The organism is Mesorhizobium sp. L2C066B000 (genome assembly GCF_000502335.1).
In the GTDB taxonomy this organism is placed as follows: Bacteria; Pseudomonadota; Alphaproteobacteria; order Rhizobiales; family Rhizobiaceae; genus Mesorhizobium.
The window spans coordinates 1-23,626 of the sequence record NZ_AYWZ01000008.1 but is presented as its reverse complement, the minus strand read 5'-3'; the positions used below and the strand labels follow the sequence as shown (position 1 = coordinate 23,626).

Annotated in this window: 30 protein-coding genes and 3 pseudogenes; 18 read left to right on the top strand and 15 right to left on the bottom strand. The window is 62.5% G+C overall.

The window, feature by feature from the left end:
• Positions 1 to 492: a spore coat U domain-containing protein gene (locus tag X733_RS148615; RefSeq protein ID WP_023819044.1), complete on the bottom strand. Its 492-nt coding sequence runs from the start codon at positions 490 to 492 to the stop codon at positions 1 to 3.
• Between the two features lie 818 nt (positions 493 to 1,310).
• Here X733_RS148615 and X733_RS148620 point away from each other — a divergent pair.
• The 3 genes from X733_RS148620 to X733_RS148630 all read left to right on the top strand — a co-directional run bounded on the left by X733_RS148620 (position 1,311) and on the right by X733_RS148630 (position 4,669).
• A complete protein-coding gene (locus X733_RS148620) occupies positions 1,311 to 1,700 on the top strand; it encodes a DUF427 domain-containing protein (protein WP_023689855.1) in 390 nt (129 codons plus the stop codon).
• A gap of 151 nt (positions 1,701 to 1,851) precedes the next feature.
• The gene (locus tag X733_RS148625; protein WP_023689856.1) at positions 1,852 to 2,409 is read left to right on the top strand and encodes an RNA polymerase sigma factor; all 558 of its coding nucleotides are present in this window, start codon (positions 1,852 to 1,854) and stop codon (positions 2,407 to 2,409) included.
• Positions 2,410 to 2,554: 145 nt separating this feature from the next.
• The gene (locus tag X733_RS148630) at positions 2,555 to 4,669 is read left to right on the top strand and encodes an EAL domain-containing protein (protein ID WP_023819043.1); all 2,115 of its coding nucleotides are present in this window, start codon (positions 2,555 to 2,557) and stop codon (positions 4,667 to 4,669) included.
• Positions 4,670 to 4,784: 115 nt separating this feature from the next.
• Here X733_RS148630 and X733_RS1000000170240 read toward each other — a convergent pair.
• Both X733_RS1000000170240 and X733_RS148640 read right to left on the bottom strand, forming a co-directional pair.
• Positions 4,785 to 5,207: pseudogene (locus X733_RS1000000170240) on the bottom strand (hypothetical protein); the annotation flags it as partial.
• A 106-nt stretch (positions 5,208 to 5,313) separates the two neighbouring features.
• The gene (locus X733_RS148640) at positions 5,314 to 5,544 is read right to left on the bottom strand and encodes a hypothetical protein (RefSeq protein ID WP_023671435.1); all 231 of its coding nucleotides are present in this window, start codon (positions 5,542 to 5,544) and stop codon (positions 5,314 to 5,316) included.
• A 283-nt stretch (positions 5,545 to 5,827) separates the two neighbouring features.
• Between X733_RS148640 and X733_RS148645 the strand changes: the two genes are divergently transcribed.
• Positions 5,828 to 6,547 carry a Crp/Fnr family transcriptional regulator gene (locus tag X733_RS148645; RefSeq protein WP_023819042.1) on the top strand — a complete coding sequence of 240 codons (720 nt, stop codon included), beginning with the start codon at positions 5,828 to 5,830 and terminating at the stop codon, positions 6,545 to 6,547.
• Between the two features lie 49 nt (positions 6,548 to 6,596).
• Here X733_RS148645 and X733_RS148650 read toward each other — a convergent pair whose 3' ends face one another.
• The 4 genes from X733_RS148650 to X733_RS148660 form a co-directional block, all read right to left on the bottom strand.
• Entirely contained in the window at positions 6,597 to 6,890 is a 294-nt protein-coding gene (locus X733_RS148650) for a DUF982 domain-containing protein (RefSeq protein ID WP_023685943.1), read from the bottom strand.
• A 113-nt stretch (positions 6,891 to 7,003) separates the two neighbouring features.
• Complete coding sequence (locus tag X733_RS1000000169630) at positions 7,004 to 7,180, bottom strand: hypothetical protein (protein WP_023671438.1); 177 nt, start codon at positions 7,178 to 7,180, stop codon at positions 7,004 to 7,006.
• A 402-nt stretch (positions 7,181 to 7,582) separates the two neighbouring features.
• Entirely contained in the window at positions 7,583 to 7,948 is a 366-nt protein-coding gene (locus tag X733_RS148655; RefSeq protein WP_023819041.1) for a VOC family protein, read from the bottom strand.
• Positions 7,949 to 8,031: 83 nt separating this feature from the next.
• Positions 8,032 to 8,589, bottom strand: a complete 558-nt coding sequence (locus X733_RS148660; RefSeq protein ID WP_023697757.1) for an alpha/beta hydrolase — start codon at positions 8,587 to 8,589, stop codon at positions 8,032 to 8,034.
• A gap of 84 nt (positions 8,590 to 8,673) precedes the next feature.
• Between X733_RS148660 and X733_RS148665 the strand changes: the two genes are divergently transcribed.
• On the top strand, positions 8,674 to 9,177 hold the full coding sequence (locus X733_RS148665) for an Lrp/AsnC family transcriptional regulator (protein WP_023671442.1): 504 nt from the start codon (positions 8,674 to 8,676) through the stop codon (positions 9,175 to 9,177).
• 145 nt (positions 9,178 to 9,322) lie between these two features.
• Positions 9,323 to 9,736, top strand: coding sequence for a DoxX family protein (locus X733_RS148670; RefSeq protein ID WP_023700688.1), 414 nt, complete (start codon positions 9,323 to 9,325; stop codon positions 9,734 to 9,736).
• 22 nt (positions 9,737 to 9,758) lie between these two features.
• On the opposite strand, the gene X733_RS148675 is transcribed toward X733_RS148670, so the two are convergent.
• From X733_RS148675 to X733_RS148695, 7 genes are all read right to left on the bottom strand, one after another.
• On the bottom strand, positions 9,759 to 10,064 hold the full coding sequence (locus tag X733_RS148675; RefSeq protein ID WP_023671444.1) for a hypothetical protein: 306 nt from the start codon (positions 10,062 to 10,064) through the stop codon (positions 9,759 to 9,761).
• A 94-nt stretch (positions 10,065 to 10,158) separates the two neighbouring features.
• Positions 10,159 to 10,428, bottom strand: a complete 270-nt coding sequence (locus X733_RS148680; protein ID WP_023671445.1) for a hypothetical protein — start codon at positions 10,426 to 10,428, stop codon at positions 10,159 to 10,161.
• A 114-nt stretch (positions 10,429 to 10,542) separates the two neighbouring features.
• Positions 10,543 to 10,737 carry a hypothetical protein gene (locus tag X733_RS148685; RefSeq protein WP_023689866.1) on the bottom strand — a complete coding sequence of 65 codons (195 nt, stop codon included), beginning with the start codon at positions 10,735 to 10,737 and terminating at the stop codon, positions 10,543 to 10,545.
• 42 nt (positions 10,738 to 10,779) lie between these two features.
• Positions 10,780 to 10,899 carry a hypothetical protein gene (locus X733_RS1000000168215; RefSeq protein ID WP_023819040.1) on the bottom strand — a complete coding sequence of 40 codons (120 nt, stop codon included), beginning with the start codon at positions 10,897 to 10,899 and terminating at the stop codon, positions 10,780 to 10,782.
• Between the two features lie 7 nt (positions 10,900 to 10,906).
• Positions 10,907 to 11,296 carry a MucR family transcriptional regulator gene (locus tag X733_RS148690; protein ID WP_023819039.1) on the bottom strand — a complete coding sequence of 130 codons (390 nt, stop codon included), beginning with the start codon at positions 11,294 to 11,296 and terminating at the stop codon, positions 10,907 to 10,909.
• 205 nt (positions 11,297 to 11,501) lie between these two features.
• Positions 11,502 to 12,353 carry a class I SAM-dependent methyltransferase gene (locus X733_RS0135010; protein WP_023749532.1) on the bottom strand — a complete coding sequence of 284 codons (852 nt, stop codon included), beginning with the start codon at positions 12,351 to 12,353 and terminating at the stop codon, positions 11,502 to 11,504.
• Between the two features lie 197 nt (positions 12,354 to 12,550).
• Positions 12,551 to 13,078 (bottom strand): hypothetical protein, encoded by a 528-nt coding sequence (locus X733_RS148695; protein ID WP_023819038.1) that lies wholly within the window; start codon positions 13,076 to 13,078, stop codon positions 12,551 to 12,553.
• On the opposite strand from X733_RS148695, the gene X733_RS1000000169625 reads away from it, so the two are divergent.
• From X733_RS1000000169625 to X733_RS148705, 3 genes are read left to right on the top strand one after another with little or no spacing between them, the layout of a single operon-like run.
• Positions 13,078 to 13,242: a hypothetical protein gene (locus X733_RS1000000169625; protein ID WP_023740018.1), complete on the top strand. Its 165-nt coding sequence runs from the start codon at positions 13,078 to 13,080 to the stop codon at positions 13,240 to 13,242. The genes X733_RS148695 and X733_RS1000000169625 overlap by 1 nt on opposite strands.
• A 37-nt stretch (positions 13,243 to 13,279) precedes the next feature.
• Positions 13,280 to 13,738 (top strand): type II toxin-antitoxin system antitoxin SocA domain-containing protein, encoded by a 459-nt coding sequence (locus X733_RS148700; protein ID WP_023819037.1) that lies wholly within the window; start codon positions 13,280 to 13,282, stop codon positions 13,736 to 13,738.
• Between the two features lie 13 nt (positions 13,739 to 13,751).
• Positions 13,752 to 14,120 carry a hypothetical protein gene (locus X733_RS148705; protein WP_023749530.1) on the top strand — a complete coding sequence of 123 codons (369 nt, stop codon included), beginning with the start codon at positions 13,752 to 13,754 and terminating at the stop codon, positions 14,118 to 14,120.
• 44 nt (positions 14,121 to 14,164) lie between these two features.
• On the opposite strand, the gene X733_RS148710 is transcribed toward X733_RS148705, so the two are convergent.
• A complete protein-coding gene (locus X733_RS148710; RefSeq protein WP_023740015.1) occupies positions 14,165 to 14,860 on the bottom strand; it encodes an IS1595 family transposase in 696 nt (231 codons plus the stop codon).
• A gap of 464 nt (positions 14,861 to 15,324) precedes the next feature.
• Between X733_RS148710 and X733_RS148715 the strand changes: the two genes are divergently transcribed.
• From X733_RS148715 to X733_RS148730, 9 genes and pseudogenes are all read left to right on the top strand, one after another.
• Positions 15,325 to 15,750, top strand: a complete 426-nt coding sequence (locus X733_RS148715) for a hypothetical protein (protein WP_023740014.1) — start codon at positions 15,325 to 15,327, stop codon at positions 15,748 to 15,750.
• Positions 15,743 to 16,129 carry a hypothetical protein gene (locus X733_RS1000000168210; RefSeq protein ID WP_023819036.1) on the top strand — a complete coding sequence of 129 codons (387 nt, stop codon included), beginning with the start codon at positions 15,743 to 15,745 and terminating at the stop codon, positions 16,127 to 16,129. The genes X733_RS148715 and X733_RS1000000168210 overlap by 8 nt, the downstream gene beginning before the upstream one ends.
• Positions 16,068 to 16,727, top strand: a pseudogene (locus tag X733_RS0135005) (terminase family protein); the annotation flags it as partial. The gene X733_RS1000000168210 and the pseudogene X733_RS0135005, both read left to right, overlap by 62 nt.
• A 254-nt stretch (positions 16,728 to 16,981) precedes the next feature.
• Positions 16,982 to 17,731 (top strand): annotated as a pseudogene (locus tag X733_RS0135000) (terminase family protein); the annotation flags it as partial.
• A 138-nt stretch (positions 17,732 to 17,869) separates the two neighbouring features.
• Entirely contained in the window at positions 17,870 to 18,544 is a 675-nt protein-coding gene (locus X733_RS148720) for a hypothetical protein (protein ID WP_031193445.1), read from the top strand.
• Between the two features lie 990 nt (positions 18,545 to 19,534).
• Entirely contained in the window at positions 19,535 to 20,062 is a 528-nt protein-coding gene (locus X733_RS12380) for a hypothetical protein (protein ID WP_023819034.1), read from the top strand.
• A complete protein-coding gene (locus X733_RS1000000169620; RefSeq protein ID WP_155924219.1) occupies positions 20,004 to 20,198 on the top strand; it encodes a hypothetical protein in 195 nt (64 codons plus the stop codon). The genes X733_RS12380 and X733_RS1000000169620 overlap by 59 nt, the downstream gene beginning before the upstream one ends.
• Positions 20,199 to 20,505: 307 nt before the next feature.
• Positions 20,506 to 21,693: an acyltransferase gene (locus tag X733_RS148725; RefSeq protein WP_023819033.1), complete on the top strand. Its 1,188-nt coding sequence runs from the start codon at positions 20,506 to 20,508 to the stop codon at positions 21,691 to 21,693.
• 212 nt (positions 21,694 to 21,905) lie between these two features.
• Positions 21,906 to 23,626 (top strand): portal protein (locus X733_RS148730; protein WP_023819032.1); only part of this gene is annotated, 1,721 nt, incomplete at its 3' end.

Here is a 23,626-nt window from a genome sequence, read left to right as displayed (position 1 = left end):
TCAGTACGTTATGGTGATCGCAACCGTGTCGGTGTAGAGGCCCGCCGCCGGTGTCGTCTGCGGTGGAACACGCCCGTAGACCGTCAGCGGCTGAATGGCGCCGTTGCCGGTTCCGCCGACCGTGTCGGTGGGGATCGTGGTGCCCCAAAGCTGCGTCCGGGTGCTTTCCCTGTAGATGGTGTAGTCGATCGTCGCCGACGCCGGCCCGGTCATCTTGCGAACAGCAACCGTTGCGCCCGCGCCCGCTCCGGCGCTCAGACCAACATTGTATGACTTGCCGGTCGTGCATTGCACGTTGATGGTGCTGGTCTGGTCGACATTCGCATCAATGACACCGTGCGGGCCGAAATCGAGATCGCTCGCCGTCTGCACCTTGCATTCGTCGGTAATCGTGATGCGGACATTCATGCTGCCCGTCGCGGTCGCGGCGATCGCGGGCAGGATGGGAAGCAGCGACGCTCCCGCCAGCAGCGCATATTTCAGCAATCTCATGCGTGTTTCCTCCGTCGGGCAGACCGTTCCTCGCAACACAGTCTTGACCCGGATTTCACTCCTACAGCTCCTCCGTTGCATGCTTCGCAAGACATCAACGATACAGTAATGTCAGAAGCGAACTGTGCAATGATTATTACAACTTAGATTCGGATTACGACAGCGAATAACTTCGGTATGTATCGGATAATTTTGGTTAATATTTGGTTAACAGAGATGAAATGGACATTTTCTCGAAGTGAAAGTTCATCTGTCGAAAATTTATTTTGCTTCTCGTGCCGAAAAGGCGAAAATATCTGGCAAATCATCTTGATTTGTAGAGTCTCACCTGTCGTCCTTTATTATCGATATTTCGCGGCGTGCACCGGCGCCAAGCAGCCATCGCCATAGCCGCGCCGGTAGCTGTTCGCGCCTGTCCAAGCCTTGCGGTCGTGCTGACAGGGCCGCATTCGCCAAAACCGTGTTCCGCCCGGCCCAAGCATGGCCGTCCCGGCTGAGATAAATCCACCGCCGTCGGATCGCGGCGAAACACATGCGAATCGTTCTTGCCACGCTGGCCCGGATTTCCTTCGGCGGCGCATCGGCCGGACGGGAGATGCGCCTGTTGTCCCTTGGAGCCATGATCCACGACCGGCAGCCGCGCGGACCGGCTGCCAGACGTCAGAAAAGGAAGAACGATGAAGAAGACCTATGAAAAGCCACAGCTCGAAAAGCGCCAGAAGCTGTCGCGTGTGACCGCTGTCGCCGGCCCATCAGTGACCAGTGAGAGCTGACGCCGTCGACCGGCATCGAACCACCAGCGGACGAGGAGAGCAGTCATGGATCAGCATGCGAACCCGTCACCCGGCTTCAGGCGCAATCCGGGCAAGGTGATCACCGTCGAGCCCTTCAACGGGCGTGTCGTCGTGTTTGCAAACGGCACCATCATCGCTTCCTCGGCAAAAGCCAAAATGGTGACCGAGCCGCCCCATCCCTTCTCCTTCTACATCCCGTTCGAGGACATCGACTTCCGCAAGCTCAAGAAGACGGAGCGGTCGACGCTGTGCCCCTACAAGGGCGACGCCAGCTACTGGAACGTGCTGCCGGCGGGTGAAACCGGCAACGACGCGATGTGGGCCTATGAGCAGCCTTTCGACGAGATGACTGAAATTCGCGACCACGGCGCCTTCTACCCACACCGGGTCACCATCGACGCCGCGCCGCGCTGAGCGCGTCATGCCTGTCGCCCAAAAGTGCCCAGCGTTTTTGGAGCCGACGACAGGCATGAACAGAGGAATTTTTCAGATCAGCCAAAGCTGTCCTCACCCGGGGGCGCAGCGGTTTTGCGGCAACGGCATGCCGAAACGAAGACAAAAGGTCATGGACGAAAAGCAGAGAGCAATTCTCGACGAAATCCCGCGCCTGCGCCGCTATGCGCGCTCGCTGCTGCGCGACCGCGATTCCGCCGACGATCTCGTCCAGGACTGCCTGGAGCGGGCGCTGCTGCGGCTGGACAACTGGCAGACGGGAGAGAGCCCGCGAAAATGGCTGTTCACGATCATGCATCATCTGTTCATCGACCAGATGCGCAAGGTGAACCGGCGAGGCGAGGCCTCGATGCTGCCGCTGGAGGCCGGCGAGGTGCAGGCCTCTCCCGCCGACCAGCTGGAGAATGTCGCGGCCCGCGAGATCATCGACGCGCTGCAGGCGATCAGCCCCGACCGCCGTGCCCCGCTGACCATGGTCGCCATCGAAGGCTTCTCCTATGCCGAGGCCGCCGAGATGCTCGGCGTGCCGGCCGGCACGCTGATGTCGCGCATCGCGCGCGGCCGCGAGGAACTGCGCGGCCTGCTCGAGGACAATGCGCGCCGCCGCGCGATAAGGATCGTCGAGCCAGGCCCGGCCAGGGCGGTTCCAATCAGGGCGCCAATGGCATGACGAGCCCCAATCGCATGATGACGCCTTACGGCATGGTCCGGCACGATTGCAGGCCTTGTCCGCACTGTGGGCGCGGCGCACCCGGTAACGCTTTCTTCTCTGCTTGCGTGCATAGTGGCGGCGACGGAGTGAGCGAAACCAGGGCATGGCTGAAGAGAAAATACGCAACGGCGAATTCTGGGCGCTTGCGCTCGAACGCGCTCATCTCGGCGTATGGGACTGGGATATTTTGAGCGGCGACTGTTTCTATTCGCCGACCTGGTCGCACATGCTGGGTTATGAGGATGGCGAGCTTGCCAACAGCGACGACCTCTGGCTGAAGCTGACGCATCCCGACGACCGCCAGCGGGCGCTGGCCAGCGGAGAGCGGCACATTTCCGGCCTGACCGCCTCGATCGAGACCGAGCTACGCCTCAAGCACAAGGACGGCCACTGGATCTGGGTGCTGGACCGCGGCGGCATTGTCGAGCGTGACGAGACGGGCAGGCCGGTCAGGCTGATGGGCGTGCAGACCGACATCAGCCGGCAGAAAGAGGCGGAAGCCGAACTGGAGCGGGTCAATGTGCGCTTTCGCCTGGCGCTGGCGGCCAGCGGCACCGGCATCTGGCATCACGATATCGACGCCAACAAGAGCTATTGGGACGCCCGCACCAGGGAGATATTCGGCCTGGTCGCCGACACCGACGAGGTGGCCGCCGACCTTTGGCATTCCTATCTGCACCCCGACGACAAGGATGCCGCAGAGCGCGCCCATCTGGCGCCGCTTTCGACCGACGGCGTCGTCGCCGCGCAATACCGCATCGTCAGGCGCGACGGCGAAATCCGCCATGTCGAATCGCTGGTGCGCTTCATCGCGGCGCCCGAGACGGCGGGCCAGATTCTCGGCACCGTGCGCGACATCACCGAGGACAAGAAGCGCGAGCGGGAACTCGCCTACGCCGCTCACCACGATGCGCTGACGGGCCTCTTGAACCGTGCCGCCTTCGACCGGCTGCTGGCCGTGCATATCGCCACCGAGCGGGCTTTGCCGCTGGCGGTGTTCTATGTCGATCTCGACTACTTCAAGGCGCTCAACGACTTTGCCGGCCACGCCGCCGGCGACCTGGCGCTGAGGGGTGTCGCCGCCGGTATTCTGGGCTGCCTGCCGGCATCGGCGCGTGCCGCGCGCCTCGGCGGCGACGAGTTCGCGCTGCTGGTGCCCAATTGCCAATCGGCCAAGGCCGAGGCGCTGGCCGGCGCGATTCTTGCGGCGGTCCGTGACGCCGACCTCGGACTGCCGGCGACCTCGCGAAAACTCGCGGCCAGCATCGGCATCGCCTTCGTCGAGGACACCACCACCACAGTTGCCGATGCGTTGGCCTGCGCCGACGACGCCTGCTATGCCGCCAAGGCGGCCGGGCGCAATCGCTTCGCGGTGTTTTCGGCCGATGCGGCGTCGGGCTCCGGCGGCCTCAACGCGGCGCGTGTCGCCGCCGACACGGTCGACGCCATGGATGACGGGCGGCTGAAACTGTTCGGCCAGGAGATCCATCTTCTGGGCCAGCCTTGGAAGGAGAGCCGCCATGTCGAGGTGCTAGCGCGGCTTGCCGGGCGCAATGGCAAGCTGATCCCGCCCAGCGAATTCATTCCGGTCGCCGAGCGCTTCGGCATTGCCTCGCGGTTGGACCGCTGGATCATCAGGACAGCGCTTTCGCAGCATGGCGAGGCGATGCGGTCAGGCGCCATCATGCTCGGCTTCAACCTGTCGGCGCAGACGCTGAGCGACCCGCTGCTATGGGATTTCGTCGACGCCGTCATCGCCGAGACCGGGGCGCCGCATTCCGGCATCGGTTTCGAGATCACCGAGACCGCGGCCGTCACCAATTTCGACGCCGCCGAGCAGTTCGTGCGCAAGGCGCGCGAGCGGCAATGCCGCGTCAGCCTCGACGATTTCGGCGCCGGCATGAGCTCGTTCGAATATTTGCGGCGCTTTCCGGTCGATCAGATCAAGATCGACGGCTCGTTCATCGAGAATATCGCGGAAAGCCGTTTCGATCGCGAGATCGTCTCGGCCATAGCGGGCATCGCCAAAAGTCTCGGCTGCGCGGTGGTGGCCGAAAAGATCGAACAGCAGGAAGCGCTCGACATTTTGCGCGGCATGGGCGTGGCCTATGGCCAGGGTTTTCTGCTTCACCGGCCGGAGCCGCTCGAGGCGATCGTCGCGCGGGCCGGCGAACAGTCACCATCCAGCGGACAGTCACCGGAAAAGCGCTTCGGCTGACGGCTTCTCACCGCCCGAGCTGGCGCGACTTGTCCGGCTAACCGGCGTCGGCCTTTTCCTGCTTTCGTTGCGCCGCCTCCTTCTTGCGGCGCAACACCTCGTCGGTGCCGACAAGGTCCTTCGAGGCGCCGGAAATGGCGGTCGAGACGACGGCGGGCGGATCGCTGGCCGGAAAACTGTCTTCGAGGCCTGATTGCAACTGCTCCTCGAGCGTCTGCGGGTTCTCGGAGCGGCCTTCGGCGCGGCGCTCGCCAACGGCTTCGACATCGCTCTTGGTGTCGGGGTGAGCGCGGGCTTCCGATATCGTCGACACCACCAGCTCGATGGCGAACTCTTTCATCGCCTCGGCTTGCGGCCCATCGACATCGGAGTCTTCGATCAGGCGGATGAGCGACTTTTCCAGGGCGCCCAGTTCCTTGACGCCCTGACACCGCGCCAGACGCTTGGTGAGCGAACCGATCAGCGCCGGGGCAAAGGTCGAATAGGCAAGCCTGCGTGTGTCGTCGACCTGCTCGGGATGAAGCTTTTGCAAGGACATAGATGCCTCCAGTCAATCAGCCGTGCAGCTTCTGCCGCTGGCCCCTCCTTAGGAAACAGAGGGGAGGGCAAGAGGTTCCATACAGTCCTCGACAGGGTCGACGAGTTCAACTCCACAGCGACGCCATGGTCAGCGACGCTTCGAATATCTGCTCCCTGTTCTCGTTCAGCATCTTGACGGTGATCCGCCGGTGGTCGCCCTCCGGTATCTCGTCGCGCGCCACATCGTGCAATATGCGCAGCGCTTCGGCTCCCGCACGCTCCCGGCTGGGAAAAAGCTGCCCCTCTTCATCAATCTGGGTCTCGGCGTTGTACAAGTCGAAGTAGAACCGTTCCATGTGTGCAAGGATCCCTGCGTGAGAACGCTAAGGCGCATCGCGGTTGAAGGACGCAGGCGACGCGCTTCAGGTCTGTGTTTTTATGCATGTCGTTGTCTCAAAATCGGGGCCATTTTTGAGCGACATGGATTAAATCCCAACCCGCACCCATGGTTCCATGCGACTGTGCCCTGAGCAGATTTCCTGCCAGGAGCCGTCGCCGTGCCGGCCGATTGCAACCGCACCCGATCTCCGGCGTTTGGCTAGGCCACGAATGTCCACGAAATCTCGAACTGGATCCTCCATGCTAGAACCGCTTTATCTCAACCTTGGCCAGCATGACGCTTTGTCCGAGCAGGAAAAGGGGCTGCTGGCCGCCGCCATGACCATCGAGATGGATTTTGCCACCGGTCAGGACATCGTTTCAGAGGGATCGAGGCCAGGCTACAGCACGCTCATCATCGAGGGTCTGGCGGCGCGCTACAAGGTGCTGGAGGATGGCGGCCGCCAGTTCACCTCGTTGCAGGTGCCAGGCGATTTTGTCGATTTGCACGCCTTCCTGCTCAAGACAATGGACCATGGCATTATAGCTTTGTCGCCATGCCGGGTGATCGCCGCCGACCACAGTCGGCTAAGGACGATCACCGAACAGGCGCCTCATCTCAGCCGCTTGCTTTGGCTGGACACGCTCGTCGATGGCGCCATCCATCGGGAATGGATCGTGGCCATGGGCCGGCGGTCCAAGACTTCGCATCTGGCGCATCTTGTGTGCGAGCTGTTCGTGCGGCTCCAGGTCGTCAAGCAGACCAACGGCATGAGTTTCTGGCTTCCCCTGTCGCAGGCGGAACTGGCCGATGTGCTTGGGCTTTCGGTCGTCCACATGAACCGGGTCATCGGCGCGCTGCGCAAGATCGGTGTGATCGGCTGGGCAAATTACATGGTGACCATTCTGGACTGGCAGCAGCTGGTGGAAATCGCCGAGTTCGACCCGACTTATCTCAGCATGAACCGCGAGCCGAGATAGGCTATCCGGCGTTCGCCATGACATCGCAGGCAATCCGTCAGCCGGTCTTTCAACGATGCCCATCCAGCGACGCCAATTCGTCGAGCATGGCAAGGGCGGCACTTGGCTTCGCCGGCTTCAGCAAGCCCTGTTGGGCGGCGGCATTCTGGAAAGCGGCAAAGGCGATGTCCGGGCGGCAAATGCCGTTCAACGCGTCATCCACCAGCCTGTCGGCCGCCTTGTAGGCCGCCGTCTGCTTGTTCTTCCATGTTCCGCCTAGCGCCCTCCTGGCGTCGGCGATCGACGACACCGTCATCGCGCTGCCGTCCACGAATCTGATCGTCAGGGGCAGAAAACGGCTCATGCGCTCACCATCCAAACCATTCGCGCCTCGCCCGGATCGATCTCATCACTTGCCTCCTTGAAAACGGGATCGCCATAAACGAGGAAATCACAAACTGGTTGCAGCCCGGCGAGCTACATGTTGCTTGCCGGCCAGATCGGCCGATGCGGACGATAAGGCGGCCGCGGCGCCGGCTTCAACGGGATGTCGGCGAGCGAGTTGCGGATCGGCCTGAACAGTATCGGCGAAGACGCGGCGCGGCGGTGCAATACCGCGGCTGACAATTTGGCAATCAGATTTCGAACGTCCATGGGACACCTCGAGCGCGTTGAGAGTCCCCCCATCGCGATCACCTACCACCTCACGCCCAGCATCCGCATTTAACTTTGATATAGGCCGGACGAATACGCGCCGCGCGCAATGTCTGCCGCCGAGATTCTGCCGATCCTCGGCGGCGGCTATTGAGGGCGGTGCCAGGCTGGCGGTCACGCATCCCAGCAGCGACGTCGCGGACGCTGCTGCAACCGGATGAATTTTCGTGCATTCTTGTGCATGGCCACAATGCTTCGAACCGACACGCCGGCAAAATGCTGCTCCTATTGCGGTTCGCGAGAGCATGACTACGAGGATTGTCCGAAGCGTAAAGCAGAGGCGGAGCGGCAGTGGGAAGGCCAGGCAAAGCCCGGCGCCGAATCCGAGGCGACGGCCGAAGTCTAGCTGGGCTCGAACAGCTCGATCACGTTGCCGGACGGGTCTTCACAAAGAATCTGTCGCCCGCCCGGACCTTCGACGATCTGGTTGCGGAACCGCACGCCGGCCTCGACCATCTTAGTCACGATTGACGGCAATTGCTCGACCTCGAGCACGAAGCGGTTCCATCCGCCCGGCTCGGGTGTCCGGCCGTCCGGCATCGGCCTGGCTGCCGACGCCAAGGGACCGGCGAGCCAGAGCGAGAGGTCGCCGCGCGTCAGGATGGCCATCGCCGGACCGAATTGCTGCTTCAGCGCGAAGCCCAGATGGCTCGTATAAAACGCGATGGACAGATCGACATCGCGGACCAGATATCGGACGGACACCATTCGCAGGCTCCCTCACAAACGCCCCTCCCGAGAGATAGCTGGCGGGACAAGTCGGGGCAAGCCCGCGCGCACGCTTCGGGCGCCTACGGTGCGATTGCGTGGTCGGCCTGTCTGTCTCTCACGAAGGCCGTCAGCAGCTCCATTCCCGCCGGCCAGTCGCCCAGCCCGCTATTGCTGTTGATGTGACCAAGCGGCCCGGCGATGTGCAGTTCGCTGCCCCATTGTGTGGCTTTCTCACCGGCATAGCCGTTCGGATCATAGGGATCGTCGGTGCTGGCCACGATCAGCGAGGGGAAGCGAAGCGGCCCGCGCGGCGTATCGGCGAAGGGAATTCCGTAAGCGGGATAGACCGGCGAGGCCGGGTCGGGAACCGCAACCAGAAACGCCCCGCCGATCCGACGGCTCGACACCGCCTGCCAATGCGCGACCAGCAGGCAGCTGAGACTGTGGGCGACGAGCACCGGCGGGGTCTGTGCCTGTGACACCGCGACGTCCAGCGCCGCCACCCAGTCGTCGAAATCCGGCAGCTCCCAGCTTGCCGGGCTGAAGCGGCGCATCGCCGGGTCGGCCTGTTGCCAGCGTGTCTGCCAGTGGGCCTCGCCCGATCCGCCGCTGCCCGGCAGAATGATGAAGTCGGTCATGGAAAATCCTGTTTCTTCGCCGCAGATGATGTCCCAATCCTAGGGCTTCTCCTTGTTCGCGGAATGAGAGATCATCGGAAAGCGATGAAGAATTCCGATGGATTGAAGGTGTTCATGGCAAACGGCGATTACCGGCCACGGCTCGACCCCACCGACATGGCAATCATCGAGATCATGCAGGAGGATGGCCGCATCGGCATTTCCGAACTCGGCCGCCGCGTCGGCCTGTCCCAGCCCGCGACGTCGGAGCGGGTGAAGCGGCTGGAGGAGCGCGGCATCATCGCCGGCTACCGGGCCGCGATCGATCCCACCGCCCTCGGTCTCGGCACCATGGCCATGATCCGCCTGCGCACCACGCATGAGCACATCCAGACCTGCCTGAAGAAATTCGCGGCCATGCCGGAAGTGGTCGAGGTGCTGCGGGTGACCGGCGAGGATTGTTTTCTGGTCAAGGTGGTCGTGCCGTCGCCGCCCGACCTCGAAAGCATCGTCGATGCCATCGGCCGCTACGGCGCGGTGACGACCAATGTGGTGCTGCGCGCCGAGCCGCCGAAACGGTTGGGGCGGGAGCTGATGGCGAAGCTCTGAGCGGCCACGCGCGGCAAGAGGATTGCAAGCGCCTCCTTTTGCGAGGTCCGGCTTTGCCGCGAAAGAATTTCGCGGGCTGGTGTAGGATCGGCGGCGTGGCGCCCGTCCTTGGGGCGAAACCCGTTGCAAACCTTTGGAGCACATCATGGAAGCCGTTCAATCGCCGTGGCAGACCGCGGCCATTCTCATCGCCCGCCTGACCTTGGCCGCCATGTTCGCGATGGGAGCAGCCTTCAAGTTCATGGATATGAACATGACCGCCGGCTACATCGCCGCCGCCGGCTTCCCGTTCCCGCTGTTTCTGGCCTGGTGCGCCGCGATCCTCGAAACGCTGCTGGTGATCGCCTTGCTGACCGGAGCGTTCTTCACGCCGGCCGCCCTGGTCGCCGCCGTCTACGTGGTCTTCCTCGGCTTTGCCTTCCACGGTCCGTCGCACTGGACCGGCAACCAGGCCGAGTTCGGCGCCTTCATGTCCCATTTCCCGTTCGCCGCCGGCCTGCTGTTCGCCGCCGTGCATGGACCGGGCAGCGTGCTGGCCTCGAAGATTGGCCGAGGGTGAGGCCCCGCGTCGGCAGACCGCCTCACATCTGGTCGTTGTAGGGTTCCTTCATCTGACCGACCATGCGGGCCAGTTTCGAGAAGGACGGCATGTCCGCCTCCGGCTGGCATTGATTGGCCAGTTCCAGCAGTCGGATCGGAAAGTTGACGGCGTCGCGGTTGGACTCCGACATGCCGTCGGACCGCTCCTCGCCGGTTTCGATGGCCTCGGCCTTGCGCAGCGCAATGTCGATATCCTCCACCGTGAGCAGGCCCTTGCGCACCAGCACCTGATTGATCGAGGCGACGGCCATCAGCAGGCCTTCGAGTTGCAGATTGGCGACGTTCATGGCTGTTGCTCCCATTTGGCTCACGCTCAACGCATGAGCCGCTGTTACGATCCGGACGGGGATGCAAGCGATAGGCGTCGGCCGATGGCCTGCGCTACTCTTCCATCCAGCGGCGGCCATATTCGGCCCACAGCGCCTTGACCTCCCGGCTGCCGAGGCGCGGGGCCGAGCCGTCGCCATAGGCGATCGAAACGCAGCTGATGTCGTAATGGGGATGGGCGTCGATGACGAAGCGGATCGCCTCGCCGAGCGGCCTTCTGCCGATGACCGGATCGGCCTGGCCTTGGCCGACGCTGCGAACGCCCGAAACAGTGGCTGGCGCTTGCCGCATCCTGAACACGGATGCCATGGCTGGTTTGTCCATCCCGCTCTCCCCCGAGTTGGAGTGGAATGATTCCATAAGAGCCAGCTAATGACCAGTCGCTAGACGGCCTGTCGAAGGCTGCGTCTTGTATCCTGCAGCCCGTTGAAGGACTGTTCAGGCCAGCGGATCCGCCGCCGGCGGCCTGGCGGGAAGGCCGAGCCTTGTCCGCTCGCCGTCGGCAAACTCCTCGGCCGCTTCCTGGGCCATGAACAGATGCTGGGTCACCGTGCCATTCTCGGCAACCAGCACCGCCCATTGGCGGCGGTCCACACGTTCCACGCGAACGTCATTGGGCTCTCCGGCCACCACGATCGTCCTCCAGCAGGCGTACGGCACGGAGGGGGCGTGCCTTTACGCCTTGGTCTTGCTCTTGGCCGGCGCCTTGGCGGCCGGGGCCTCGGGTGTCCTGATGCCGAGCCCGAACTCCTTTGCCAGCTCCGAGCGCTTGACGGCGTAGCTGGGCGCCGTCATCGGATAGTCACCGGGCAGNCCCGAACTCCTTTGCCAGCTCCGAGCGCTTGACGGCGTAGCTGGGCGCCGTCATCGGATAGTCACCGGGCAGGTCCCATTTGGCGCGATAGGCTTCCGGCGTCATGCCATGGGCGGAGCCGAGATGACGCCGCAGCGACCTGAACTTCTTGCCATCCTCCAGGCAGTAAATGAAATTGGGCGTCACCGAGCGCTTGCGGTTGACCGCGGGCTCAGGCGCAGGTTGCGGCGGAGCAACGGGATTGTCCACGGCCGCGAGCGCTGCATTGACGCTCTCGATCAACGCCGGCAGGCTATCCGGCGGCACTGAATTGTTGCGCACGAATGCCGCGACGATGTCGGCGGTCAGATTTATATTTCGGATTTTGTCCTCAGACATGGCTTCTTTTGCCCCCTTGATGCCAAAGGGCAAATTATCAGACAACATCCGCCGACGGCATGGCACTTTAGAACATATGCATATGACTTGACGCCGGATGTGGTAGCGCTAACATCACCGAGTCTCCGGTCGATGTCGATGTAGGAATTCTTTCCTGAAATATCTTGACCGGTGAGGGCAGCTATGCTACGATTTGTTCATGGTGCTAATTTGCGCCAGCAACCCGCCGCCGAGGCGGGTTTTCATGCGGCTTGGAAACAATAACGGCCAGTGACGCGAGTTTTCCCTCGCTCAGGCTGCTTATGTAGTTTTTTCGCCGACGCACGAACTCGGCGCCGAGCACGATCTCATTGGCCTGCTGCTGGGCGGGCGAGGGCACGAGGCCGGAATTTGCCCGTTTCAACGCCAGCTCGACGTGATCGCCGGTTTCGTCGATGACATCGTCGACCCGGAATCCGGCTGAAGCAAACAGAGCCTTCAGGGTCTCGCCGTCGACAAGATGGCTGGCCGCCGACGACACCGCCCAAGGCAAGGGATAGTAAGGCTCGCCGTCCGCTAGCACCGCCTCGGTCCAGACAAGCCTGGCTTTCGGCTTCAGCACGCGCCACGCTTGCCCAATGACCGCCGCCTTGTCAGCGATATTCATGCCGACATAGAAGCAGATTGCCGCGTCGAATGTGTCGTCTGCAAAAGGCAGCCTTGTCGCATCGGCCTCATGGAAACGCACTTTGTCGCCTAGGCCGCAGAGCTCGGTCAATCGGCGGGATGCCTCGACGAACGCCTGCGTCAGGTCGACGCCGTCGACGCTGCATCCATAGGTCTCGGCCAGAAACCGGGCCGGGCCGCCAATGCCGCTGCCGATGTCCAGAACCCGATCGGTGGCGGAGGGGGTAAGACGCGCGGCATGGTCCTGCGTGGCGATCAGCTCGCGGCCATGAAGCTGGTCGAACGGATAGAGTTGTTTGGCCGCGAGGCCGCCGGCCTTGGCATCCGGCACAGCCGCCAGGATGCGCTCGACGATGCCGCCGCTGCCATAGTGACTGGTCACATCGCTCATTGTGCGCTCTCCGACGAGACCCAGCATCCCATCGATGCTGCCCTTGCGCAATGCGCGGCCGCGCCAAGACGCGGCTTTGACCGAAGTAGGAATTAGTTCCTAATTATATACTTGAGAAAGTATGGGAATATGTCCTATGATTCGAGCCGACAGGCCGGCACTGATCTGAAAGCGCAAATAGAGGCAGGGACGCGGAGCTAGAAGGTGATATCTTCGCGGACACCGCGAAGCGCATCCTCGACCTCGTTCTCAGTGAACAGACCGAACTTCCTGAACATGAACACAGCCAAAGCCAGCGTTAGTTTGGCGCATGATTCGCTGGTCACATGGATGAAACCCATGGTGACCTCCTTGTGTTCTATGGATTCCATGGCTGGTCGTTCGAAGCGCGACAGATTGAAGGGTTGCTCGAAGAGCGTGCCGCCAATCATGGATGCCGTCCCGTGGATGCACCAGTTTCTATCATCCAGGATTCTGAAGGCAGCGTTCGCAAGCTCCTCAGCCCGTGGAACGGCCCCAGCAAGCTCTGGTATTGCTTTGATCGCCTTTTGGAAGAATCGGATTTTTGCCCGCGCATTCAGGGGCAATGTAGTAACTAGCGAGCTAGCGCCTTTCTCATAAAATAGGATAGAAATGCAGTGGTCGAACCCGTGTTCGGCAGCAGCCCAATTGACGGCTAACTTGCCGATGGCGCGTTCAAAATCTTCTCGCTGGATAGGGTCCAATGAAAGAATCAGCCAACCGTGATAGCGACAAAACCAACGATACACGCTTCAACGAGACGGTACAGCGGATGCTGAAGACGCCGCCCAGATCGCACCATGAAGAAAAGCATAAGACAGACCAGAAGACGCAAAAGTCCGAAAATAAGGCCGAAAAGCCTGAATAATTGGACTTTTAGCTTGCACTCCTCATATTGAGGCACCATGCCATATGTTGATTCGCGGGCTATAGCCAATTGGTTCATTAAGCGCGCTAGACGCGATGGCGGTCGCGCGCTTTCAAATATGCAGCTTCAAAAGCTGGTCTATTTTGCCCACGGCTGGAACATGGCTCTTCATCGCCATCCACTTATCCGCGACGAGGTGCAGGCGTGGGAGTTTGGTCCCGTCATCCCCACTCTGTATCGCGCTCTAGCGCCGTGGGGGCCTGATCCGGTTACGCAGCCAATTGACGCCCCACGCGAGAATTTGGAGCCGAACGAGCGAGATGTTTTGGAGCAAGTTTACGCGGCATATGCGGATTATCCGGCGTCAACGCTCTCATCCCTGACCCACCGGCGAGGCACACCTTGGGAGAGGGTCTTTGAGCCCGGCCGTCGCGGCGTTGTAATTCCAGACAATGTGATTGCGGACTATTTCAGTGGACTCGCCGAAAAGCGCTAAGCCAGACGCCGATATGAAGGCTCTGGTAAGGGCCGAGGTGGAGTCGTTGCCCGCAGAGACGGACGAGTCTCAGGCGATTTACGAGCTCGAGAAGGCGCGGCTGGAAAATGAGAAGCTGCGCACGCAAATCGACAGCCTAAAAGAAGGCGTGACTGACCAGCGGGCCGACCGAAATCTCAGGCAGGGGTACGCCGACAAAGCATTCCGCTTCCTAATTGTCTTCTCGGCATTCTCAGGGATTATCCTGATCGCACAGGGAATTCCGAGTTGCCCCTTCAAGCTGGACGATAAGGTCGTCATCACTCTTATTGGATCTACAGCGGTGGCTGTCGTGGGCTTGGTGGGCTGGATCGCTCGGGGCCTGTTCAAAGCCCCGAGCTAGAGCCCTTACTACTTCGAATTGCCATCAACCGGCGCGCCTTCTGCTTAGGCGTGACCGGCTTCACCAATCCGCCGATAGGTAAGGCGCTTGCCTTCGATCATTGCAAGCAACTGGTCGTGGCGTTCGGTGTCAGTCACCTTAAGAGCCGTGCGACGATTGTAGCGGAAATCGAACTCAGCAAGGTAGCGGTGCAAGTGAGCTTCGCCGCAATGCTGGTAGACGCCAACCATGCCGCGCTTGAACACTGAGAACACGCCTTCAATCGTATTGGAGTGGATCGTCTCTGCGCCTTCGTAGCGTACGTATTCGCCAGCGGCGTGATTGGTCGTCTTGTGCGATGCATATTCATCGCCAGTGCGCGTGTAGAGGCGCGACGAGTCGGTATAGAGCGTCGTGTCGCGAGACACGTTGCGGACCAGCACATCGCGCACGGTAGAGGCCGTGGCGTCGTTCAAATGGAACATACGGGCTTTGCCGCCGCGCTCGACCAGACCAACCACAATGCGCTTATGCGCGCCGCCGCCTTTGCCCTTCTTGGTGAAGGGGCGGCCCTTGCGCTGCTCTGAAACGCGAGGCGTCTCACGCTTGCCGATGTAGGTCTCGTCGGCCTCGACGGTCTTGCCTTCGCCGCCAAGCGGCCCGGAAGACTTCACGTCTTCCTTCATGGCTCCAATGGATAGCCTCCAAATGCTCGCGGGCTTGTCGGCGTCGTGGTAAATGGCGTTGGTCAGATCGAACATTGCGATAACTCCTTGGATTCGTTATCGCAAATCCGTCTGGTACGTCGAGTATATAGTTAGGAATTATTTCTTATTGGTATTGACGGGTGAGGGCAGCTTTGCTATGATTTGTCCATGGTGCTGATTTGCGCCACCGACCCGCCCACGAGGCGGGTTTTGTTTTCCTGATGCCCACAACGTGCGGATATCGGATGTCGGCGGGACAGCCCCCCTCTGGCCTGCCGGACGTTCGTCGTTCGGAAAGCCAAGCAATTGGCTTTCCGTCCGCTGCGCGGACCACTCCTCAACCCCCACACGGGGGGAGATCGGACTGCCGCCTTGCTTTCGCCAATCGTCAGCGCTGCAAATTGGTCGCGACCCTGGAGCTGCCAATCTCCCCCCTTGAGGGGAGATGTCCGGCAGGACAGAGGGGGGCGTGAAGGAACGCTATCCTCGGTTCATTCTGCCTTATCCGCGAGGCCCCCATGTCCAACCGCTATGCCACCATCATCACCGACGATGACGGCCGCGAGGTCGTCAGCGCCATTGGCGTGTTCGAGGGCGCTGCCCCGCAGGCGCGCATCGGCCGCATCGAGCCGGTCGTGCCGGGCGTGCTGATCGGCATGGTTCGCGGCGGTCCCGTCGATGCCATCGGCGGCTTCGGTTTTCCGCGCGGCGCGCACGACGCAAGGGCGATCGCCAGTTCAAGCCTGAAAGCCGCGTCTGCCGGAAAGCGCCACGCGCCGGCCGCTGATGCAGCCCGCAAGGCCGCCCCAAAACGGTCAGGGCCAAAATCGGCACGGCGCAAGTCCGGCAAGATCAAGTCCGGCAAGATCAAGCGGGCAAGGCCGGCAAAGCAGGCGAAGCAGGCAGCGACCGCCGAGCCCGCCGGGATCTCGGATCATGGCTGACCGGACGGCGCCGCGTTCTCGTCCTGGCCGCAAGGCGACTGCCGCCGCTGCCAAGCCGAAGCGGACGAAGAAGACGCTTGGCGATGATTTCCTCGACGCGGTTCGCGCCGATTTCCGCGCCCATGGCGCCGGCGTGATTGCCGCGGTCCGGGCCGACAAGCCCGACCAGTATCTGAAGATCGTGCAATCGGTGCTGCCCAAGGATCTGGCCAAGGATTTGCATGTTTCATCTGACAATCTGGAAGCCCTGAGCGATGACGAGATCCGCCGCCGCATCCGTGGCCTCGAAGCCGTCCTCGGGCCGTTTGGCGACCAGCCTGAAGACGCGCCGCCACTATCTGGCGCTGCTGCAGGAGCTGGACCGCAGGCGCAGGACTAACCAGCTTGCCGCCTACCGGCCTTATCCCAGGCAGGCGCAGTTTCACGCCGCCGGCGCGCAGAACCGGGAACGTCTGTTCATGGCCGGCAACCAGCTGGGCAAGACCAGGGCCGGCGGCGCCGAATGGGCCATGCATCTCACCGGCCGCTATCCCGCGTGGTGGCAGGGCAAGACCTTCGACGCCGCCGTCAGGCTATGGGCTGCCGGCGTGACCGGCGAGGGCACGCGAGACAACCCGCAGCGCGTGCTGGTCGGCCCGCCGCAGCAGCAGGCGGCATGGGGCACCGGCATGATCCCCGCCGATGCCATCCGCCAGACCACGATGGGCCGCGGCGCGCCGGGCGCGCTCGACAGCATCGTGGTGCGCTGGGGCGGCGGCGGCGACGTGCAGGCCGATGAATCGGTGCTGTCGTTCAAGAGCTATGAGAAGGGCCGCGAAAAGTGGCAGGGCGAAACCCTGCACGGCGTCTGGTTCGACGAGGAGCCGCCGCTCGATATCTATTCCGAAGGCCTGACCCGCACCAACGCGACGGGCGGCATCACCATGGTGACGTTTACGCCGCTGCTTGGCATGAGCGACGTGGTGCTAAGGTTTTTGTCGGGTGAGGTGCGCGCTCTTCCTCCCCCCCTTGTGGGAGAAGGTGGATCGGCGCGATAGCGCCGAGACGGATGAGGGGTGTTCCAGCGGAGTGACGCGTCGGCGTTCCCTGGAACACCCCTCATCCGTCGCCTTCGGCGACACCTTCTCCCACAAGGGGAGAAGGGAAGACCCGCCGCGTCCGGCCCAAAAATATCGTGCGCGAACAAAGCCATATCACGGCATCCCGAATCAATCCGGCAGGCCCCATGACCCGTCACGTCACCTTCATGACCATCGATGACGCCGAACATTATTCGCCGGACGAGCGAGCCGCGATCGTTGCCGCCTATCCCGAGCATGAGCGCGAGGCGCGGGCGCGCGGCATTCCGGTGCTGGGCTCCGGCCGCATCTTTCCGATTGCCGAGGAGCTGATTGCCTGCGAGCCGTTCCGGCTGCCGCGCTACTGGCCGCGGATCGGCGCCCTCGATTTCGGCTGGGACCATCCGTCGGCCGCCGTCGAACTCGCCTGGGATACGGAGGCTGATATCGTTTACGTCACCAAAGCAGCCAGGGCCTCGCAGCAGACGCCGGCGATGCAGGTGCTGGCGCTGAAGCCATGGGGCGAATGGCTGCCCTGGGCCTGGCCGCGCGACGGCCGCCGCGAGACGCTGGAAGGGGCGGGCACGGCGCTCGCCAGGCAATATGCCGCCCACGGCTTGAACATGCTCACCGGCCACGCCCGCTTTGCCGACGGCTCGGTCTCGGTCGAGGCCGGGCTGATGGAAATGCTCGACCGCATGCAGTCCGGCCGCTTCAAGGTGTTTTCGACCTTGCTGCCCTGGTTCGAGGAATTTCGGCTTTACCATCGCAAGGACGGCAAAGTGGTGAAACTGCGCGACGATTTGATGGCCGCGACGCGCTATGGCGTGATGATGCTGCGGGAAGCGGTCGTCGATCCCGCGGAGTTCAGGGCGGCGCGAAGGCCGGCGGGGCAGAGCGATCCGCTGGGGGCGTTTCGGTGAGGGGCAAGCGCCCTCGATCTTTCCAAGAGTCTTCGATCCGACAAAGCCCGCGAGGCGGGCGGGCGAACGCGTGTGGCCCGGCCCTGCTGTGGTCGCCAGCGCTGCGCGCCTTTGTTCAAAGCCGGGGAGCAGCCAACAATGGTACACATCATCCCACTCTCCGTTGGTCGGCGACGGCTCGATACGGGGAACGCAGTGCAGTATCCGCAAGGGTCGCCCATCGGCGGCGCCATGCAGGGTTTTGGCGACGAGCTTTCCGCACTGGCCGAGCACTACCGGAAGATGACAGAGCGACAGGAGGCCTTCGACGCCGAGATCGCACGCCGCCAATTCAACGGCCGGATCGCGTTGGCCGAAGACGAGCTGGCGGCGAAGGCGCCGGCCGACGGCGCGGGCATGCACGAGGCCATGTACGGCCAGCTGGACCCGTATGACGGCCGAGCGGTGAAGCCCGGTCTGTTCGACAAGATGTTCGGCGAGGTCTTGCCGAGCATGCCCGAAAGCCAACGCGCCAACTTTGCCAAGCAGAAGGAGGCGATGCGCATGGCAGGCGCGGTGCGCATGGCGCAGCGGCAGCTCCAGCGGCGCAAGGATTATGAACAGAACCAATGGTCCGGGGTCCAGCGCGCCGAGCTTGACGCCATCGCTCAAAGCAATCCCAACGACACTGTGGCTTTTAACGCCGCTCGCCGGCGCGGCCTCGATGTTCTCGACAAGATGGGCCTCGACCCGCAGGGCAAGTTGCAGGCCGAAGCCGCGTGGCGGGATAGCACGGCAAAGACACGGATTGGGGCTACCGCATTGAAAGCGTAGTAAACAGCAAGGATCAATTCTCAGACGTTAATGGTCCGACCTCCAGGTCTAAGCATAATCGATCCGACATCGATCAAGTACCCATCGGCGACCCACGTTTTCCTGAAGCATCGAGGATAGTTGACGAATACCTAATGCAGCGTGCATCAGGCGAGCCGTCATCGGTTGATGATATGGTAATCCAGATTATGCAGACGAATCTGGTCTTAAGTGGTTACTGAAATTAAAAATGAAGCGTGGTCTTCATTTGCATGGTACGCCTCCCGATTTGCTGCGGTTCCTTCCGGGAAAATTTGGTATCAATCTACCAGACGACTACTATTCAGCTTGGCCGTAAATAGATCGATATCGGTGCCGCTCAGAAAGGGCCACCTCTTTATTGGGCGGTGTCCTTTATTGTGAAAACAATCATCATCCGTTCAGCTACGGCGCGCAGCCAACATCAACAAAATTTAGTAGTGGTTCGACGCCTTCATCGTCCCGAACGGTATAGAATGCATTTGGGTAAGTTTCAGCGGGCCTCCAATTGAAGTTCTTGACTGTATCCGGACCTACCGCAAACATATAGGAAGGCATCGGACCACTGATAAATCCGTGGTCGCCCTCTTTCGTCACCAGCTCCGCCGCCGTGGCCGGCTGCAAAAGCTTCTTATCCGCCGTAAAGCGGCTTTACCGGAACCTTGTCGGATGACGGTCACGACAATCCCCGACTCGAGTTCCTTGAAGAGCACGCCCTTTGGGCAGCTTTGCCACAGAGTGTCCGTCTTATCCACGTCGTCCGACTGAGCCGCGCCAAATCGCAACGCAAACACCGCCATCGCGGCGAGAATGAGCGATCGCAACGATACCTCCTATGATTGTATTTCGAATGTTATAGCCCTGTTATGGTTGTGGCAAGCGCTGCGAAAGCATCGACGTCATCTTCAGACGCCTTTGATGGCAGGATTCCGAGGGTCTTCGCAACGCTGCCTCGCGCGGGATGGGATATCCATGACCCTCCGCATCATCGCCGCCACGCTGCGCGATCTCTCCTACATCGCCGCAAATCTGCGTCCCGAGGACCGTGCCGAGATCGACTGCCAGCTCGACCATTGGTCGCCGGCGCTGCTGGCGCTGAGTGCGCTGCAGGGCTTTGCCTATGTCGCCGAGCTCGACGGCAATCCGGAGGCCGGCTTTGGCGCCGCCGAACAGCGCGGCGGGCTGTGGATCGCCTGGAGCTGGGGCACGCGCCGCATGAAGCGCTGCGTGCCTGGCATCACCGGCCACTTCCATGCGGTGCTTGGGCCGAAGGTTGCGGCGCGGGGCGCCTGGCGGGTCGAGGCGCGGGCGCTCGCCGCCAACGAACTGGCTCTGCGCTGGCTCGGCCGGCTCGGCGCCACCCAACGCTGCCGGTTGCCTGGATATGGCCGCAACGGCGAAGACTTTTTCCTTTACGACTGGACAAGAGAAGGCTGGAACCATGTGTCTCTTTCAAAAGCCGCCGGCGCTGAAGCCGCTGCCACCGACCCCGACCATTGAAGACAAGGACGTGCAGGCGCGCGAGGCAGCCTTGCGGGCTGAACTCGAACAGCGCCAGGGCACGGCGGCGACGGTGAAAACCGACCTCGCGCCCGGCGACCTCACCGGCCAGCGCCGCGTTCTGCTGGGGGTATGACCATGACCGCGATGAAGCGCAGTTTCAGCAAGCGCGTGCTGGCGTGGTGGTACTGGCGACGGCATGCCAGGCTGGTGAAGCGGAGGTGACGCATCTTACCCTCTTGTGGGGAGGGTCGTAGGCTGAGCCGCACGGTACGTGCGGTTCAGCCTACGGGGTGGGGTCTGCGCTGCACCCCCACCCCGTCTCCCTCGCTTTGCTTTGCAAAGCGAACTCGCCGACCCTCCCCACAAGGGGGAGGGTGTAGCAATTCGTCATCTCTCAGCGGCTTGACAATCGCCCCTCAGGCGCCATGCTGCAGTGCAACATGGCTAGCTACGAAACCAGCATCATCAAGTCGTCGCGCATCGAATGCCTGGACGGGCTTCGCGCGCTTGCGGCGATCTGGGTGCTGGTCGGGCACTGCATGCTTTTGACCGGCTGGCAAATTCCGATCGTCGGCGAGCCGGATCTCGGCGTCGACCTGTTCATCATGCTGTCCGGCTTCCTGATGGTGTTCCACTATCAGCTGCGCCAGGAAAAGGAGCCTTGGCAAAGACCGGAAACCTGGCTGAAATTCTGGACGCGCCGCTATTTCAGGATCGCGCCGCTGTTCTATGTCATGCTTTGCCTGGCGCTGGCGCTTGGCCCCTATCTCTACGATTGCAGGATCATCATCGACGATTTCCTCTCCAGATCGCACCAGGCGCCGGAACGCTACCTCGACGGCAGCCTGAAAAACATCGTCGCTCATCTCACGTTCCTGTTTGGGCTGGTGCCGAACCTCGCCTATCGCACGCCGCTGCCTGACTGGAGCCTGGGGCTGGAGATGCAGTTCTATGCCGTGTTCCCGGCCGTCATGCTGCTGGTGCGCAGGCTGGACTGGATGAGGAGCGCCCTTGTGGTCGCGGCGGCCGGCTGCGTCATCGTGTTTGCGATGCGGCTGTTGTCGATCCATTTTCCGATGCCGTCCTTTCTGCCGCTCAAGATACAGATATTCCTGTGCGGGATGCTGCTGGCCGGAGTCGTGCATCAGAGCCAGCCGCGATCTATCCTGTACTTGGCACTGGCGCTGCTGCTGGCGGCGCTGCCCTTTGGCGGCGACCAGGGGCTGGGCAAGGTTCTGGTGCGTGAAGCGCTGGTGGCGGGCTTCTTTGCGCTGGTTCTCTACCGCATGCTGCCTGGAAGGGCGGGAACGCTGGCGCGAGCGATCGCCGTGACGCTCAGCAACCGGTTCTTCCACCTGATGGGCGAGCTTTCCTTCAGCATCTACCTGATCCATCTGCTGGTGCTGCAGCCCGTCGCGGCGTTCGTCATCAGTGAGTTCGGCCACCAATTGTCGGCGCCGCTGCGCTTCGCCATCGTCGTTGCCGTTGTGCTGCCGACGGTGACGTTGCTGTCCTGGATCACCTATACTTTGATCGAGGTCCCCGGCCAGAAGGCGGGCCGCTTCGTCGTCCAGCGCTTTGGCCGGAAAACTGCGCCGGTGCTCGAGGGCATCAAGCGCAGCGCGTAGTCGGCTGACGCTGCCGATCTCCCCCCTCGAGGGGGAAATGTCGCCGAAGGCGACAGAGGGGGTCGGTGCGACCGGACGCGACCTCCCGCCACCGACAGATGAGGCTAGCGCTCTACGCGCGGCGACCCCCTCTGGCCTGCCGGCCATCTCCCCCTCAAGTGGGGAGAAGCGCCGCTTCGCCGTCCATTCACATCCTACCCAGCGAGCCCCTCATGACCGATTCCCGTGCCCGCGATATCCTGTCCCGCCAATCCGAGCTCGAGACCGAGCGCTCTCAGTACGAGGCGGTGTGGGAGCAGGTGGCGGAATTTTGCGATCCCGATGCGCCCGATGTCTGGAGCGGCCGCAGGAGCGGCGGACCGGATTCGCAGGCCGAGCGGCAGGAGCGGCGCGGTGCCCGCGTCTATGCCAACACCATCAACTCGGCCGCCAATCGCCTCGCCGCCGGGCTCGAAAGCCTGATCATCCCGCAGTCGGAAAAATGGCACGGGCTGACCACCGCAGAAATGAACGACGAGGAGACCGACGAGGAGAAGGAATGGGCGGAAGGCTTGCGCGACTTCCTGTTTGCGCTGCGCTATTCCGCCAACTCCAATTTCGTGCCGGCCACGCAAGCCTGCCTGCGCAATGTCGTGCGTTATGGCCCGGCCTATCTCTATGCCGAGGAAGGCTTTGGCGGCACGCTGATCCGCTATGCCTCGATCCCCGTGGTCGAGGGCTATCTCGCCCGCAACCGCTGGGGCCAGGTCGACATTTTCCACCGCCGCTACGAGCGCACGGCAAGACAGGCGGCGCAGCTGCTCGGCTACGAAAAAATGCCGGCGCGGATCAAGATGCTGGTCGACGATCCCGCCAAATGCGAGACGAAAATCTCGCTGATCCAGTGCATCCAGCCGCGCGACGAGCGCAAGATGTACCGGCTTTCCGGCGACTATCAGTATCTCGACACGGCATTCGCCTCCTATCACGTCATCGAGGACGAGGAGGAGATCGTCAGGGAAAGCGGTTTCCGCTCCTTCCCGGTGTCGACATTCAACTGGCGCCGCTACGAGGGCGATCCCTATGGTATCTCGCCGACCATCGAGGCGCTGACGACGGTGCGCGAGGAAAACGCGGTGCGCCGCTCGGGCCTGCGCGCCCTGCAGCAGATCACCGATCCGGCAACCGCGTCCAAGGCCAGGCTCGATTATGTCCCGGTGCTCAACCCCGGTGAGAATTATCCCGGCCTCATCGACGACAATGGAAGGCCGCTGATCCAGCCGATCGCGACCGGACAGAACCCGACCTATGCCTTCAACTATGCGGCGAGCCGGGCGGAGGAAATCCGCGACATGATGTTCGTCAATTTGTTCCAGACGCTGGTGCAGAACCCGCAGATGACGGCGACGGAGGCGCTAATCCGCCAGGAGGAAAAGGGCGCGCTGCTCGGCCCCTCGGGCTCGATCATCCAGGCCGGGTTTGCCAGCAATCTCGACCGCGAGCTCGGCATTTTGGAAGACAAGGGCCTCTATGACGAGGACAGCCGCTTCGCGCCGCCGGAAAGCCTCGCCGGCAAGTCGGTGCGGCCGACCTTCACCGGCCCGCTCGATGTGCTCAGGCGCTCGGCCGAAGCGCGCGACACCATCCAGGTGGTGACGACGGCCATGCAGATGGCGCAGTTCGATCCCGGCATCATGGACAATATCGACGGCGACGAGGCGCTGAAGATCGTGCAGAGCGCCGGCCGCAGCCCGCAGCGCATCTTTCGGCGCAAGGAGGAGGTGGAGGGTCTGCGTGGAGCAAGAGCACAGGCCCAACAGGCACAGGCCGGCATGGCGGCGATCGCCTCCGCCGGCAAGGTCGCCAAGGACGCGGTGCCGGCAGCGGTGCAGGCGCGCGACAGCGGGTTACTCGATGCATTGATGCTGCAGGCGGGCGCCGGCGGGCAAGCGAC

Excerpts from the sequence above, each read along its gene's own strand:
- X733_RS148615 (WP_023819044.1), bottom strand. The coding sequence starts at position 492 with ATGAGATTGCTGAAATATGCGCTGCTGGCGGGAGCGTCGCTGCTTCCC.
- X733_RS148620 (WP_023689855.1), top strand. The coding sequence starts at position 1,311 with ATGGATCAGCATGCGAACCCGTCACCCGGCTTCAGGCGCAATCCGGGC.
- X733_RS148625 (WP_023689856.1), top strand. The coding sequence starts at position 1,852 with ATGGACGAAAAGCAGAGAGCAATTCTCGACGAAATCCCGCGCCTGCGC.
- X733_RS148630 (WP_023819043.1), top strand. The coding sequence starts at position 2,555 with ATGGCTGAAGAGAAAATACGCAACGGCGAATTCTGGGCGCTTGCGCTC.
- X733_RS148640 (WP_023671435.1), bottom strand. The coding sequence starts at position 5,544 with ATGGAACGGTTCTACTTCGACTTGTACAACGCCGAGACCCAGATTGAT.
- X733_RS148645 (WP_023819042.1), top strand. The coding sequence starts at position 5,828 with ATGCTAGAACCGCTTTATCTCAACCTTGGCCAGCATGACGCTTTGTCC.
- X733_RS148650 (WP_023685943.1), bottom strand. The coding sequence starts at position 6,890 with ATGAGCCGTTTTCTGCCCCTGACGATCAGATTCGTGGACGGCAGCGCG.
- X733_RS1000000169630 (WP_023671438.1), bottom strand. The coding sequence starts at position 7,180 with ATGGACGTTCGAAATCTGATTGCCAAATTGTCAGCCGCGGTATTGCAC.
- X733_RS148655 (WP_023819041.1), bottom strand. The coding sequence starts at position 7,948 with ATGGTGTCCGTCCGATATCTGGTCCGCGATGTCGATCTGTCCATCGCG.
- X733_RS148660 (WP_023697757.1), bottom strand. The coding sequence starts at position 8,589 with ATGACCGACTTCATCATTCTGCCGGGCAGCGGCGGATCGGGCGAGGCC.
- X733_RS148665 (WP_023671442.1), top strand. The coding sequence starts at position 8,674 with ATGAAGAATTCCGATGGATTGAAGGTGTTCATGGCAAACGGCGATTAC.
- X733_RS148670 (WP_023700688.1), top strand. The coding sequence starts at position 9,323 with ATGGAAGCCGTTCAATCGCCGTGGCAGACCGCGGCCATTCTCATCGCC.
- X733_RS148675 (WP_023671444.1), bottom strand. The coding sequence starts at position 10,064 with ATGAACGTCGCCAATCTGCAACTCGAAGGCCTGCTGATGGCCGTCGCC.
- X733_RS148680 (WP_023671445.1), bottom strand. The coding sequence starts at position 10,428 with ATGGACAAACCAGCCATGGCATCCGTGTTCAGGATGCGGCAAGCGCCA.
- X733_RS1000000168215 (WP_023819040.1), bottom strand. The coding sequence starts at position 10,899 with ATGACGGCGCCCAGCTACGCCGTCAAGCGCTCGGAGCTGGCAAAGGAG.
- X733_RS0135010 (WP_023749532.1), bottom strand. The coding sequence starts at position 12,353 with ATGAGCGATGTGACCAGTCACTATGGCAGCGGCGGCATCGTCGAGCGC.
- X733_RS1000000169625 (WP_023740018.1), top strand. The coding sequence starts at position 13,078 with ATGAAAGAATCAGCCAACCGTGATAGCGACAAAACCAACGATACACGC.
- X733_RS148700 (WP_023819037.1), top strand. The coding sequence starts at position 13,280 with ATGCCATATGTTGATTCGCGGGCTATAGCCAATTGGTTCATTAAGCGC.
- X733_RS148705 (WP_023749530.1), top strand. The coding sequence starts at position 13,752 with ATGAAGGCTCTGGTAAGGGCCGAGGTGGAGTCGTTGCCCGCAGAGACG.
- X733_RS148710 (WP_023740015.1), bottom strand. The coding sequence starts at position 14,860 with ATGTTCGATCTGACCAACGCCATTTACCACGACGCCGACAAGCCCGCG.
- X733_RS148715 (WP_023740014.1), top strand. The coding sequence starts at position 15,325 with ATGTCCAACCGCTATGCCACCATCATCACCGACGATGACGGCCGCGAG.
- X733_RS1000000168210 (WP_023819036.1), top strand. The coding sequence starts at position 15,743 with ATGGCTGACCGGACGGCGCCGCGTTCTCGTCCTGGCCGCAAGGCGACT.
- X733_RS148720 (WP_031193445.1), top strand. The coding sequence starts at position 17,870 with ATGGTACACATCATCCCACTCTCCGTTGGTCGGCGACGGCTCGATACG.
- X733_RS12380 (WP_023819034.1), top strand. The coding sequence starts at position 19,535 with ATGACCCTCCGCATCATCGCCGCCACGCTGCGCGATCTCTCCTACATC.
- X733_RS1000000169620 (WP_155924219.1), top strand. The coding sequence starts at position 20,004 with ATGTGTCTCTTTCAAAAGCCGCCGGCGCTGAAGCCGCTGCCACCGACC.
- X733_RS148725 (WP_023819033.1), top strand. The coding sequence starts at position 20,506 with ATGGCTAGCTACGAAACCAGCATCATCAAGTCGTCGCGCATCGAATGC.